The organism is Granulicella mallensis MP5ACTX8, assembly GCF_000178955.2.
Lineage (GTDB): Bacteria > Acidobacteriota > Terriglobia > Terriglobales > Acidobacteriaceae > Granulicella > Granulicella mallensis.
This window is the reverse complement of sequence record NC_016631.1, coordinates 690,208-704,133: the sequence shown is the minus strand read 5'-3', so window position 1 is coordinate 704,133 and position 13,926 is coordinate 690,208. Positions and strand designations below refer to the sequence as shown.

6 protein-coding genes, 2 tRNA genes and 3 rRNA genes are annotated in these 13,926 nt (G+C 54.3%); 3 read left to right on the top strand and 8 right to left on the bottom strand.

Going from position 1 to position 13,926, the window contains the following annotated elements; translation table 11 throughout:
* Positions 1-193: 193 nt before the first annotated feature.
* From ACIX8_RS03030 to ACIX8_RS03020, 3 genes are all read left to right on the top strand, one after another.
* Complete coding sequence (locus tag ACIX8_RS03030; protein WP_014263841.1) at positions 194-2,029, top strand: sigma-54-dependent Fis family transcriptional regulator; 1,836 nt, start codon at positions 194-196, stop codon at positions 2,027-2,029.
* Between the two features lie 350 nt (positions 2,030-2,379).
* Positions 2,380-3,780: an epoxide hydrolase family protein gene (locus ACIX8_RS03025; protein ID WP_014263840.1), complete on the top strand. Its 1,401-nt coding sequence runs from the start codon at positions 2,380-2,382 to the stop codon at positions 3,778-3,780.
* Between the two features lie 160 nt (positions 3,781-3,940).
* Entirely contained in the window at positions 3,941-5,020 is a 1,080-nt protein-coding gene (locus tag ACIX8_RS03020) for an alpha/beta fold hydrolase (RefSeq protein WP_014263839.1), read from the top strand.
* A gap of 40 nt (positions 5,021-5,060) precedes the next feature.
* Here the strand turns inward: ACIX8_RS03020 and ACIX8_RS03015 are convergent, their stop codons facing one another.
* The 8 genes from ACIX8_RS03015 to ACIX8_RS02985 form a co-directional block, all read right to left on the bottom strand.
* Positions 5,061-6,533, bottom strand: a complete 1,473-nt coding sequence (locus tag ACIX8_RS03015) for a hypothetical protein (protein WP_044176048.1) — start codon at positions 6,531-6,533, stop codon at positions 5,061-5,063.
* Between the two features lie 105 nt (positions 6,534-6,638).
* Complete coding sequence (locus tag ACIX8_RS03010; RefSeq protein ID WP_396248156.1) at positions 6,639-7,091, bottom strand: hypothetical protein; 453 nt, start codon at positions 7,089-7,091, stop codon at positions 6,639-6,641.
* Positions 7,046-7,345 (bottom strand): hypothetical protein, encoded by a 300-nt coding sequence (locus tag ACIX8_RS26465; RefSeq protein ID WP_396248154.1) that lies wholly within the window; start codon positions 7,343-7,345, stop codon positions 7,046-7,048. Before ACIX8_RS26465 ends, ACIX8_RS03010 begins: the two co-directional genes overlap by 46 nt.
* A 5S ribosomal RNA gene (rrf, locus tag ACIX8_RS03005) occupies positions 7,333-7,449 on the bottom strand. Before rrf ends, ACIX8_RS26465 begins: the two co-directional genes overlap by 13 nt.
* A gap of 159 nt (positions 7,450-7,608) precedes the next feature.
* Positions 7,609-10,558 (bottom strand): 23S ribosomal RNA (locus ACIX8_RS03000).
* A 369-nt stretch (positions 10,559-10,927) separates the two neighbouring features.
* A tRNA-Ala gene (locus tag ACIX8_RS02995) sits at positions 10,928-11,003 on the bottom strand.
* 31 nt (positions 11,004-11,034) lie between these two features.
* Positions 11,035-11,111 (bottom strand) — tRNA-Ile (locus ACIX8_RS02990).
* Between the two features lie 333 nt (positions 11,112-11,444).
* Positions 11,445-12,944 (bottom strand): 16S ribosomal RNA (locus ACIX8_RS02985).
* The 16S, 23S and 5S rRNA genes sit together here with 2 tRNA genes alongside, the layout of an rRNA operon.
* Between the last annotated feature and the right edge of the window lie 982 nt (positions 12,945-13,926).

Sequence of the window (13,926 nt, the reverse complement as noted above, 5' to 3'; positions counted from 1 at the left end):
ATACAACACTTTACGATAATGCCAAATCACAAATCGCTCCGCCAGAACGCTATAATTTCGCGTGAGCGAAACTTGCTGGCCCAACTGACACAAGCGAGATTCCTGAGCCTCTCCTTCGCTCCTTATGGAACGTCCCTCGTGACCCCATCGCAATCTTGAACTTCTACGTTCGCATCGCTCGATAGGAGAGCCCATGAACGCCAATGAGCACGAGCATCGAGGAACGCTGACGCAGGAAGAAAACACCTTCGACGAACCCAACAGATCGGAGGCTCAACTTCGCACGTTCATCAACAGCATCCCGGCGTCGGCGTGGTGCGCCTTGCCGGATGGCTCCCTGGAGTTTCCTAACCGGCAGTTTCATGACTACACTGGCCTCTCCTCCGAAGAAGTGTACGGATCGGGGTGGGAAGCAGCCGTTCATCCAGACGAGATAGAGCCGTTACGAGAGTGGTGGCGAGCCCTCCGGCAAGCAGGCAAATCTGGAGAGATCGAAGCTCGTCTGCGGCGCTTCGACGGCGAGTATCGCTGGTTCCTGATACGCGTCGCACCCGTTCTTGATGAACAGAGCCACGTCGCCCGCTGGTACGGAATCAATACCGATATCGATGACCGGAAGTTTGCCGAAGAGAACCTGCGCCAGGACGAGCAGAAGTTCCACACGATCACCGATGCGATCTCCCAATACGTCGTCGTCCTGTCCCCGGACGGAGATGTGCTCTACGTAAACCGGGTAGCTCTCGAACTGACCGGAATCGAGATCACAGACGTGAGCGGAAAAGGTGCCTTTGCGACCCCCTTCCATCCTGAGGACATCGACCGCGTGCAGGCCGAGCGTAGTAGTGCAGGACTTCGCGAGGAAGTGCCCTTCGAGCTCGAGGTACGCGTTCTGCTCAAGGGCGTGGATGGCCAGTATCGCTGGTATCTCATGCAGTACAACCCGCTCAAAGATGACGAGGGCCGCACAGTTCGCTGGTACGTTACGGGAACGAACATCGACAGCCGGAAGAAGGCCGAAGAGAGGCTCCACAACGAGAACCTGGCCTTGCGCGAGGAGATCGATCGCGCCTCGATGTTTGAGGAGATCGTCGGCTCTTCCAAACCCTTGCGCCAGGTCTTGAAGCAGGTGGAGAAAGTAGCTCCCTCGGACTCGACCGTCCTCATCCTCGGCGAAACCGGAACAGGGAAAGAGCTGATCGCGCGCGCCCTTCATCGACGGTCGAGCCGTTCGGCAAGAGCTTTCATTCGCGTGAACTGCGCGGCAATCCCTCAATCGTTGATTGCCTCGGAGCTCTTTGGGCACGAGAAGGGCGCCTTTACCGGAGCGCTGCAAAGACGCCTGGGACGATTCGAAGCCGCTGACGGTGGCACGCTGTTCCTCGATGAGATCGGCGATCTCCCTATGGAGACTCAGATTGCGCTACTGCGCGTGCTCCAGGAGCGGGAGTTCGAGAGGATTGGAAGTCATCATCCAATCTCCGTCGACGTCCGGTTGATTGCAGCGACGAATCGCGATCTATCCGCCGCAGTGGCTGCCGGAACCTTTCGCGAAGACCTCTTCTACCGGATCAATGTCTTCCCGATCGAACTTCCTCCGCTTCGCGAGCGAGCGGAGGATGTTCCTGTGCTCCTCGAATACTTCATCGGCCGCTACGCAAAAAAAGCCGGCAAGAATATCCGGCATATCGGCAAGCACACGCTGGAACAGTTCAAAGCCTATAGCTGGCCGGGAAATATTCGCGAGCTGCAGAACGTAGTCGAGCGGGCCCTTATCCTTAGCGACACAGACACTTTCTTCTTTGACGAGAGCTGGCTGAAACGCCAACCCACGGCCTCGTCGAAGCTGCGCGGCACACTTTCGGCGCTGGCAGAGCGTGAAATCGAGATGATCGAAGCCGCGTTGATCGAATGCCACGGCCGCATCTCCGGCCCCTCCGGCGCCGCAGCGAAACTAGGGATTCCACGGCAGACGCTCGAATCGAAGATCAAAAGCCTGGGGATCAACAAGCATAGCCTGGGTGGTCTCTGACGAATCGACGACTATGTTTTTGCTTTTGTCTTTGCTTCTGAGATAGGCCCGGGCTTCAACCTGGGCATGACGGGACGAATACGAATGGGGCTTTACAGGCTGCGGAAAAACTCGCAGGCGAGAAAGGCATCACGCGTGAGGAACCTTCTGTCTCCCGTTCTTCCCAAGGGTCACACCTCACCCATATTCTTCGCGCTTCCAAACGCATTTTGCCGAAAAATCGTCATTCTGCTGAAGAAATTGCCACCATCTCAAATAAAAACCAATTCCTTTCAATCATTTACAAACGGCCACCTATTTGCACTTTCAAAAATGCAAGCTGCTGTTTGGTTTTAGAAAGGAACTACATCATGACCCACCTTAAAGAGGCGCCGCATTCCTCCAAAATCCCCACAGAAGATCAGGACATAGTGTCCCGTAACGACGCTTCAGTCAGCGGAACTCACTCTACCCGGCGCGATTTCCTTAGCCTTACAGCAGCCGCAGGAGCTCTCGGCCTCTTCGGACTTGCCTCTCCTGCCGACATGCAGGCCTCCGAAATCCGTTCCATGATTGCAGAGCCAGCCGGAGCGCCCGGAGACGATTCCATCCGCCCCTTCCGCGTCCATTTTTCAGAGGCGGAGCTCTCCGATCTACGCCGACGCATCTCCGCAACACGATGGCCCGAACGGGAATCCGTCAGAGATGCAACGCAAGGCGTCCAACTCGCGACCATGCAGAAGCTCGCGCACGATTGGGCCAGGTACGACTGGAAAAAGGTAGAGGCCAGGCTGAACGCACTGCCGCAATTCATCACCGCGATCGATGGTCTCGACATCCACTTCATTCATGTCCGGTCGAAGCACACGAATGCGTTGCCGGTCATCATCACGCACGGGTGGCCCGGATCGATCATCGAGCAGCTCAAAGTCATCGGTCCGCTCAGCGATCCGACAGCCCACGGTGGAAAGGCGGAAGACTCTTTCGATGTCATCATTCCTTCGCTGCCGGGCTACGGTTTTTCTGGCAAGCCGGCCACGACCGGCTGGGATCCCATTCGCATCGCACACGCCTGGACTGTACTAATGAAGCGCCTCGGATACACACGATATGTGGCCCAGGGCGGTGATTGGGGAAACGCCGTCACCGAACAGATGGCACTGCAGACGCCTCCGGGTTTGATCGGCATTCACACGAATATGCCGGCCACCGTCCCAGCCGAAATTGAGAAGGCGCTGCAGCTCAACGAGCAGCCTCCCTACCCCCTCTCGGCCGATGAGAAGCGCGCGTGGGATCAGCTCGATTTCTTTTACAAGCACGGGCTGGGTTATGCCCAGGAGATGTCGGCCCGTCCACAGACACTGTACGCACTGGAAGATTCACCGATCGGGCTGGCCGCCTGGATTCTCGACCACGACGCGAGCAGCCAGGCGCTCATCGCACGCGTCTTCGACGGCCAGTCCGAGGGCCTGACGCGAGAGGACATCCTCGAGAACATCACGCTCTATTGGTTAACCAAAACTGCAGTCTCTTCGGCGCGTCTCTATTGGGAGAGCAAGCTTCCCTTCTTCGCTCCGAAAGGTGTCCCTGTCCCGACGGCCGTAAGCGCTTTTCCGGACGAGATCTATCAGGCCCCAAAGAGTTGGACAGAGAAGGCCTATCCCAAACTCATCTACTACAACCGGCTCTCGAAGGGGGGCCACTTCGCAGCATGGGAGCAGCCGGAGCTTTTCTGCTCAGAGCTTCGCGCAGCTTTCAAGCCACTGCGCTAGAGGGGGCGGAAGAAGACCTTAGGTATGGCTTCTTCCGCTTTGGGCTTTGCGTTTCTCTCCCATGAAGAGAAACAAATATTTGAAGAGACCCATCCTCATCGCTGCCGCTTCCTGGGCCTCAGCGAGGCCTTTTTGCCGCAGCTCAGCAAGGAGATGCACCATGAACCACACAGAATCAATTGGAATGTCACGTCGTCGTCTTTTCGCAATAGCCGGCCTTTCCGCCGGAGCGACATTGCTCGCACCGCATAAACTTTTCGCAGAAGGAGTTGATTCCCTATCCGGCAATCCGGAACCGGCAAGCTCACAAAATATCCTCGCGATTAAGCCAGGAGCAAACACCTCGTTCGCTTCACTCAAACAGATCGATGCCGGGCTGCTCAACGTTGGCTATGCTGAAGCGGGTCCCGCGAATGGTCCTGTCGTAGTTCTGCTGCACGGCTGGCCCTATGACATTTACAGCTTTATCGACGTCACGCCGTTGTTGGCTGTGGCAGGCTACCGGGTGATCGTCCCGTATCTGCGCGGCTATGGCACAACACGCTTTCTTTCAAGCAGCACGATCCGCAATGCCCAGCAGTCGGTTGTAGCTGTCGACATCCTTGCCCTGATGGATGCTCTCAAGATCCAGAAGGCGATCTTTGCCGGTTTTGATTGGGGTGCGCGAACAGCCTGCATCATCGCGGCATTGTGGCCGGAGCGCTGCAAAGCTCTGGTCTCTGTGAGCGGTTACCTGGTAAGCGGCCTTGAAGCCGGTAAGCACCCGCTGCCCCCCACGGCAGAGCATGATTGGTGGTATCAGTATTACTTTGCGACAGAGCGCGGCCGTGCGGGCTACGACAAGTATCGTCACGCTTTTGCGAAGTTCATCTGGGAGACCGCTTCTCCGAAGTGGAACTTCGATGCTGCCACCTTCGATCGCAGCGCTGCGGCCTTCGACAACCCGGACCACGTCGCCATCGTGATTCATAACTATCGCTGGCGGTTGAGTGTGGCTCCAGGGGAACCGCAGTACGACGAACTGGAAAGACGGCTTGCAGCGACTCCCGTAATTAGTGTGCCCACGATCACCCTTGAAGGCGATGCCAATGGAGCACCGCATCCCGATCCTGGATCCTATCGCAGTAAATTCTCAGGAAAATATGCGCACCGGACCATCACGGGTGGCATCGGCCATAACCTGCCGCAGGAAGCCCCACAAGCCTTTGCCCAGACGGTCATGGATGTCGATGGCTTTTGATTAGCTCATGGAATCGAATGCACGACAGTGCCTCAGGAGCTCAGTGTCCTGGGGCACTCTTGTTTGTGGCAATCGCGTCAGGTCTGTCGTAGCTTCCCTCGGCCTCACGCCACCAGCCGTTCGCGACACAGGTGTAGAGGAGCATGGGAACCAACAGCATGAGATAGAAGTAGCCGTCAACCAGCACATTGAACAGGATGAAGACAGTCAGCGCGAGGATGCTCCATCGCAACGTGTCTTCGAGCGTCTCACAGCCCTTGCGGATGACGCAGTAGAGAAAGAGCGCGATCATCAGAACAGCCTGCAACCGCAGCAGTTTGTCGGGCCGAACCAGATACGTCACCCAATACGACAGGTTGATCGGCATGGCTTCGGCATGAGGCATCAGCCCCCACTGCCCGACCGTGTTGTTGGCAATACGCCGGGTCGCTGACTCCAAAAATGGCCCGGCGACAGCCAGTGCTCCAAGCGCTGCCACTGCTGTAAGTTTGGCCGACTCCAACCAGCCACGACGACGGAACGCGTTAAGCAGGAAGAATGGAAAGAGAATCCAGCTGAACTGGTAGATCGCCATGCTGACGCCAAAGACAAATGCTGCCCAGGCAAAGTGGCGGCGCTGCATGAGGACAAAGATCGCGACGAGCGTAAACCAGTGCGGCTGCAGGTAAAGCTCGTGGCGATACTGCAAAAACGGACACAACAAAAAAAGCCCAAGGAGTGCCGCCACCTCGCGTCGCCGTTCAACCTTCGCAGCCCAGAAGACGAGCACAGCACTACCCACAACATAGGCAATAGACCCGAAACGAATGTCGAGATGGGCCGCGACGAACGGGAAGAACGCCACGAGCATTCCCGGAAGATAGGGAAAGTTGTAGATGCGGTCGCCTACGTACATCGTCGCGTAGGGGCTGAGGTGATGCAGCAGGTTTGTATCTGCCCACTGGATGACAGGCAGCATATCCGAGCGGAGGTAATTCAAAGGAAAGCTGGTGATTGCCAGCAGAACTCCTGCAACATACGCCGCGAGCACGACACCAAAGATCAAGCCGCCCTGGGCGCGGGGCTTGGTCATTAAGACTGTAAGAAGAATCAGCAGCGGAATGAAGACCGCAAGCACCGCGAACGGATGCAGCCGATAGCCTAGCGGCGCAAAGTGGTGGCACTCATAGAGAAAGAGCAGGCCAGCCAGGATCTCAAAGAACAATACCAACCGAAGAGCCCGCACCGTAGACCACCAGGCCGTTTCCCTCTCCGAACCACAGAGAAAGCGCCAGAGCAAGACCAGGAAGCCGGCCGTAAACGGTAGCAGGAAGAGCTGATGCGCCACTCCAATCGGGCGCCCGGACCAGCCATCGCCGACGAAATTGATCATCAGGAGCAGCGCCGTAAACCAGCCGGCGCGACAGCGTTCCATCGGGGCAAGTTGGGTCACAGGCATCTCTATGCGACGAAGATTTGGAGCCAGAAGTAACTCTCCCTTTGGAATAACGCGCATCGTGGATTTGGATGCCATTTCTCCGGGAGAAGACGGCACGCACGAATCCCCATCGCGTTACAACAATTGGAGAATTACCCTTAGCCCCTGATTGTAATCAAGCACAGGTAGAACCCGCCGCGGTTACCAGCGAATCCCCATCGTAAGGGGAATATAGGTGGTGTGCGGGGTGGGCTTGTTGTCGATCCAGGTATAACGGCCTTCCGCATAGAACTTGGCGTCGCTGTTATCGGACACCTTCAAAGCGATGCCTGTACCGAAGTTAACTCCCCCGGCATCGTTGGCCTCGCCATTATCTGCGTCAGAATGATTGCTCGTCCGATAGAAGCCCCCACCACCAATGACGTAGGCCCCAACCCGATCCGTCGCGAAGTATTGAAACTTTGGGTCGGCCGTGACGGACCAGATGTGAAGGCTACCCGAAATAGGAATTGTGTCCGACAGCTTGGGCTGGGGTGGAACCGTGAAATGGTTGAAGCCGTACTCGCCCAGCAATGCCAGGTGGCGATTGAAGTTATAACCGGCACCCATCATGTAATTCCAACCGCGAGTCTCAGACTGGCGCGCTGCTCCCATAGCCAGATCCCAACCGCCTCCAAACTCAAGGGCAAGCTTTTCAGATCCGTCAGCTGTCCGCCAATGACTGTTGTAACCAGGCGGCGGAAGCTGTGCAGAGGCGGGAAGAACAAGAACGCACAGAAAAGCCGCAAGAAGAAGATAGAAACAAGAGCGAAGCGTCGAAACAAACATGGAACAAGTGTAATGCGACGTGCAAACGCAGAAAAGCCCACCACAAGGGTGGGCTTTTCAGAAATAATGCCGGCGATCACCTAATCTCCCACACACTTACGCGTGCAGTACCATCGGCCCAACGAGGCTTAACTTCCGTGTTCGGGATGGGAACGGGTGGGACCCTCGCGGTAAACTCACCGGCAAACTTTAGAAAGATGCGCCGCAGCGCGATCGTTCACAACTGAATAGATTGAGCAGACATTTACCAAAACGTATTTCTTAGTTATATCTCTATAACTACAAAGCTTGTGTTGAATATTCCCTAGAACAATGTGACTAAACATTGCGCAGAGTAAATTCTATGGACAAGCCGAACGGGCGATTAGTACTGGTAAGCTACATGCATTACTGCACTTCAACCTCCAGCCTATCAACCAGGTGGTCTTCCTGGGCCCTTCATTTCCCTTACGGGTTGGGAGATCTCATCTTAGAGCGTGCTTCCCGCTTATATGCATTCAGCGGTTATCACAACCGAACTTCGCTACCCAGCCGTGCCATTGGCATGACAACTGGAACACAAGAGGTTCGTCCATCCCGGTCCTCTCGTACTAAGGACAGCCCTCTTCAAATCTCCTACGCCCACAGCAGATAGAGACCGAACTGTCTCGCGACGTTCTGAACCCAGCTCACGTACCGCTTTAATAGGCGAACAGCCTAACCCTTGGAACCTTCTACAGCTCCAGGATGCGATGAGCCGACATCGAGGTGCCAAACCGAAGCGTCGATATGAACTCTTGGCTTCGATCAGCCTGTTATCCCCGGCGTACCTTTTATCCGTTGAGCGATGGCCCTTCCATACAGAACCACCGGATCACTAAGGCCTGCTTTCGCATCTGCTCGACTTGTAGGTCTTGCAGTTAACCACACTTATGCCTTTGCACTCGACGGTCGATTTCCAAACGACCTGAGTGTAGCTTCGCGCGCCTCCGTTACAATTTAGGAGGCGACCGCCCCAGTCAAACTACCCGTCTTACTATGTCCCTCTTCCCGATAAGGGAAGGAGGTTAGAATCACAACACTCGCAGGGTGGTATCTCACCGTTGGCTCCACCGAACCCAAAAGTCCGGTATCAAAGCCTCCCACCTATCCTGCGCAGCAAGAGCCGTAACTCACAGTAAAAGTATAGTAAAGGTGCACGGGGTCTTTTCGTCTAGCTGCGGGTAACCGGCATCTTCACCGGTACTACAAGTTCGCCGAGCAACTCGTTAAGACAGTCGAACGATCGTTACTCCATTCGTGCAGGTCGGAACTTACCCGACAAGGAATTTCGCTACCTTAGGACCGTTATAGTTACGGCCGCCGTTCACCGGGGCTTCAGTTCGAAGCTTCGAGCTTGCGCCCTAACCTCTCCCTTTAACCTTCCGGCACCGGGCAGGAGTCAGCCCCTATACGTCGTTTTAGACTTTGCAGAGACCTGTGTTTTTGTTAAACAGTCGCCGTTCGCGTTTCACTGCGGCCCCCCTAGGCTTGCACCCACGGGGGCGACCCTTCTCCCGAAGTTACGGGTCTAATTTGCCGAGTTCCTTAACAAGCTTTCACTCGAGCGCCTTTGGATATTCTCCTCGTCTACCTGTGTCGGTTTGTGGTACGGTTCCCAATCTTTCTCCTTAGAGGTTTTTCTTGGCACCATGAAATCAGCAGCTTCAAGCCCTACGGCTCTGCTTTACGTCTCACTGTTAAGCTTCTCCGGATTTGCCTAGAGAAACCAGCTTCACACGTATCGAACCACATAGCCATATGTGGTCCTGCTTATCCTTATGCGTCACCCCATCGTCAAACGAACTATTGGGAGGTCCGGAATATTAACCGGAAATCCATCGCTTACGCCTTTCGGCCTCAGCTTAGGGACCGCCTAACCCTGAGCGGATTAACCTTCCTCAGGAAACCTTAGACTTTCGGCGGGAAGGGTTCTCACCTTCCTTATCGCTACTTATGCCGGCAGGGTCTCTTCTCTAATGTCCACGTATCTTCCCAGTTACGCTTCATCCACGAGAGAATGCTCTCCTACCACGCACACTCAAAAGTGTGCATCCGCTGCTTCGGTATATAGTTTTAGCCCCGTTGTATTGTCGGCACCGGACCGCTTGACCAGTGAGCTATTACGCTTTCTTTAAAGGATGGCTGCTTCTAAGCCAACCTCCTGGCTGTCTGAGCGTTCCGACTTCCTTTCCCACTTAACTATAATTTTGGGACCTTAGCAGGCGGTCTGGACTGTTTTCCTCTCGACTGTGAAGCTTAGCCCCCACAGTCTGACTGCCGTGCTGGTTGTAATCGGCATTCGAAGTTTGGTTGGATTCAGTAAGCCGGAAAGCCCCCTAGTCCATCCATGTCTCTACCACCGATCCAAATCACACGACGCTAGCCCTAAAGCTATTTCGGAGAGAACGAGCTATCACGGAATTTGATTAGCCTTTCACCCCTACCCTCAGCTCATCCGAGCTTTTTTCAACAAACACCGGTTCGGTCCTCCAATGGGTGTTACCCCATCTTCAACCTGGCCAAGGGTAGATCATCCCGCTTCGCGTCTATTCCTGCCAACTGAATCGCCCTATTCAGACTCGCTTTCGCTGCGGCTCGCTCACGCTTAACCTTGCTGACAAGAATAACTAGCCGGCTCATTATGCAATAGGCACGCGGTCAGACATTCCCCGAAGGGCATAGTCCTCCCACTGCTTGTAGGCACACGGTTTCAGGTACTTTTCACTCCCCTCTCGGGGTGCTTTTCGCCTTTCCCTCACGGTACTGGTTCACTATCGGTCAGAAACGAGTATTTAGCCTTACGGGATGGTCCCCGTGGATTCAAGCAGGGTTTCTCGTGCCCCGCCTTACTCAGGTACCTGCTTCGAGTCTGGATCAATTTCGTCTACGCGCCTGTCACGCTGTTTCGGGCTGGTTTCCACACAGCTTCGACTATCGACCAGATTGGTAACTCTACTGTTGCAGGCCCTACAACCCCCGAATTACCGAAATAATACGGGTTTGGGCTGTTCCGAGTTCGCTCGCCACTACTATCGGAATCGAGGTTTCTTTCTTCTCCTGGAGGTACTGAGATGGTTCACTTCCCTCCGTTCGCTTGCTCCTACCTATGTATTCAGTAGGGCATAATATGGGTTTGCCATATTGGGTTTCCCCATTCGGAAATCTCCGGATCAATGCCTATGTGCGGCTCCCCGAAGCTTATCGCAGCTTGTCGCGTCCTTCATCGCCTGTTTCTGCCAAGGCATCCACCGTGCGCCCTTAGTAGCTTGACCATAGAATTTACTCGCACGCATCAGAGTGAAAACCTCTGACCGTAAGCTAATAAACCTACGTTGCTTAGTCCGCCTGAACGGTCAACTTCGATCACAACTTGCGGATCTCCATCGCCGTTCCAAAAATATTCTAAAGACACTCAACACTGTAATCAGCTCAAGTTATCGAGACTACCGATAACCCAAAGCTGCTCAGCCTTGTAGTTATATTTACCCAATCTATTCAGTTGTCAAAAATCGTCTGCGGCAACAAAGTGTTGCAACGCTACGCGCTCTGGAGCGCGCCTGAGACATGCTCAAGGATCAGAATCCGCAATGAGCGGAAACTCAACCTCGAACAGGTTGCTTCATAAAAACCTTAGAGAGTTTTGGTGGAGCTGACCGGGATCGAACCGATGACATCCTGCTTGCAAAGCAGGCGCTCTCCCAACTGAGCTACAGCCCCACTTCGTTCAGTATAACCGAAGAATAGAAAATGGTGGGCCTGGGTAGACTCGAACTACCGACCTCACCCTTATCAGGGGTGCGCTCTAGCCAACTGAGCTACAGGCCCGGCATTGGCGAACAGCTTGCGCTGCCGACATGCTTACTCTGTCGCCCGGCCAACGATTCCGAAGAATGATGACGCGGGCTCTTGAGCTCTCTCGAAGGTTTTCGAGGACACAGTTGAACGTGCTATCCAGCTACGCCGGATATGACCATCGTTGTTGATTCATACGACAAAGAGAAGGTTGAGTTCAGATTCCCCATCTCGCCCTCTACCGACCAAGATCGGTTTTGCTTGAGGGAGGGGTTGTCTGGCCTTTCGCACTCATCAGGTAGCACCTTACGGTGGCCTGCTCGCAATCGCGAGGCTGAGATTGATTACCAGAACGTTCTCTCTTAGAAAGGAGGTGATCCAGCCGCAGGTTCTCCTACGGCTACCTTGTTACGACTTCACCCCAATCATGAATTACACCTTGGGCGGCTGCTCCCTTGCGGTTAGCGCACCGACTTCTAGTGCAACCCACTTTCGTGATGTGACGGGCGGTGTGTACAAGGCCCGGGAACGTATTCACCGTGGCATGCTGATCCACGATTACTAGCGATTCCAGCTTCATGGAGTCGAGTTGCAGACTCCAATCCGAACTGAGGCCGGCTTTTTCCGATTAGCTCACCCTCGCGGGGTTGCAGCGGTTTGTACCGGCCATTGTAGCACGTGTGTAGCCCTGGACATAAAGGCCATGAGGACTTGACGTCATCCCCACCTTCCTCCCCGTTATCCGAGGCGGTTTCGCCAGAGTGCTCAACTAAATGGTAGCAACTGGAGATAAGGGTTGCGCTCGTTGCGGGACTTAACCCAACATCTCACGACACGAGCTGACGACAGCCATGCAGCACCTATATACAGACCCATTGCTGGGAGACGATATTTCTACCGTTGTCCTGTACATTTCGAGCCCAGGTAAGGTTCTTCGCGTTGCGTCGAATTAAACCACATGCTCCACCGCTTGTGCGGGCCCCCGTCAATTCCTTTGAGTTTCAGCCTTGCGACCGTACTCCCCAGGCGGATTGCTTATCGCGTTAGCTTCGACACGGTAGGATTGGGTACCCACCACATCAAGCAATCATCGTTTAGGGCTAGGACTACCAGGGTATCTAATCCTGTTTGCTCCCCTAGCTTTCGTGCATCAGCGTCAGTTATGGTCCAGTGAGCCGCTTTCGCCACAGGTGTTCCTTCCGATATCTACGCATTTCACCGCTACACCGGAAATTCCACTCACCTCTCCCATACTCAAGCCCGACAGTTTCGCATGCAGACTTCGGGTTGAGCCCGAAGATTTCACATGTGACTTATCAAACCGCCTACGCACCCTTTACGCCCAATAATTCCGAACAACGCTTGCCCCCCTCGTATTACCGCGGCTGCTGGCACGAAGTTAGCCGGGGCTTCTTCTCTCGGTACCGTCATTATCTTCCCGATCGAAAGGAGTTTACATCCCAAGGGATTTCATCCTCCACGCGGCGTTGCTGCGTCAGGGTTTCCCCCATTGCGCAAAATTCCCCACTGCTGCCTCCCGTAGGAGTCTGGACCGTGTTTCAGTTCCAGTGTGTCCGTGCGCCCTCTCAGGCCGGATACAGATCATCGTCTTGGTGGGCCATTACCCCGCCAACTAACTAATCTGCCGCGACCTCCTCTCCAAGCGCATTGCTGCTTTGACTCGTAAGTGTTATGCGGTATTAGCCCAGATTTCTCTAGGTTATTCCCCACTCGGAGGTAGATAAGTCACGTGTTACTCACCCGTGCGCCACTGTACTCAGGACCGAAGTCCCTTTCTCGTGCGACTTGCATGTGTTAGGCACGCCGCCAGCGTTGATTCTGAGCCAGGATCAAACTCTCGTTTAATCTTGGTTTGCTCTGCCTTCTAGGACAGGGGTCCGAAGGCTCGAGCGCTCCGCTCGCTCGAAAGGAGCGGAGGTAATAATATAGTGAGAATGACCCAACCAAAGGTCGTTTCATCTCACGACTGGCACGTTCAACTATGTTGTCAAAGATCCTGACTGTTCTCGCCTAAGCGGACAGTTTTGGATCAAGGACCAACTCTGGGCAAAGCCACAGGTTTGTGTCCTCGAACTTGATTGCGCTGTGCTGTACTGGGGAGATACCGGGAGTGTTTCTTTATTCACCGGCCTCGCTGCAGTGTTTTGCGCGAACTTTCTAAGATTATCGAAGTTTCATTCGCTTGTCAACCCCTACCCTCAACTTTTCTTTTCGCCCTTTTGCTCTTCTCATCAGAACCCGTCAGGGCGTGGAGAGCGGGGCGACCAGATAGCGAGGAGGTCAACCAAAAACAGCACAAATTCTCAAAACATCTTCACAACCCAACAAAGGGTCGCGGAGCCTAAGCTCCTGGATATATCAATTGCAGTGGCTTGGGTTTGTGTCGGTTGGCTCAACTGAGCTCTTACTACCGCGATCAAACGCTTGGACTGCGCTCCGACTTGCCGTCAACACCCCTAATGGGCTCTGGCGCGAAGCTTTACTTCTTATTCTCGTACCAACCCAGAGTATCGCATTTTCTTACTTTGCGCAACCCCTAAGTTCATACTTCCTTTATTACTACCTTCTTTCGACCTGCCACCAATACTTCTAAGTGGCTTCGATACAAGGCTTTAGCTCTTACTTCGGTACCAATTCAGAGTATCGCATCTTTCTACTTTGCGCAACCCCTAAGTTGATACTTTCTTTATTGCTACTACGTTACCTCTTTGTTGCCATCGCGTTACAACTGCGACTTGTTGAGATTAGCAACGATCCGGACCTCATGCAAGGCTGATCATTGTGGATTCCTGTGGACCGCTGTGCATTTCTCGTCTTTATTGCCACT

Bases quoted from the DNA above. Each gene is read 5' to 3' on its own strand.
- ACIX8_RS03030 (WP_014263841.1), top strand. From the start codon at position 194: ATGAACGCCAATGAGCACGAGCATCGAGGAACGCTGACGCAGGAAGAA.
- ACIX8_RS03025 (WP_014263840.1), top strand. From the start codon at position 2,380: ATGACCCACCTTAAAGAGGCGCCGCATTCCTCCAAAATCCCCACAGAA.
- ACIX8_RS03020 (WP_014263839.1), top strand. From the start codon at position 3,941: ATGAACCACACAGAATCAATTGGAATGTCACGTCGTCGTCTTTTCGCA.
- ACIX8_RS03015 (WP_044176048.1), bottom strand. From the start codon at position 6,533: ATGGCATCCAAATCCACGATGCGCGTTATTCCAAAGGGAGAGTTACTT.
- ACIX8_RS03010 (WP_396248156.1), bottom strand. From the start codon at position 7,091: ATGGGAGCAGCGCGCCAGTCTGAGACTCGCGGTTGGAATTACATGATG.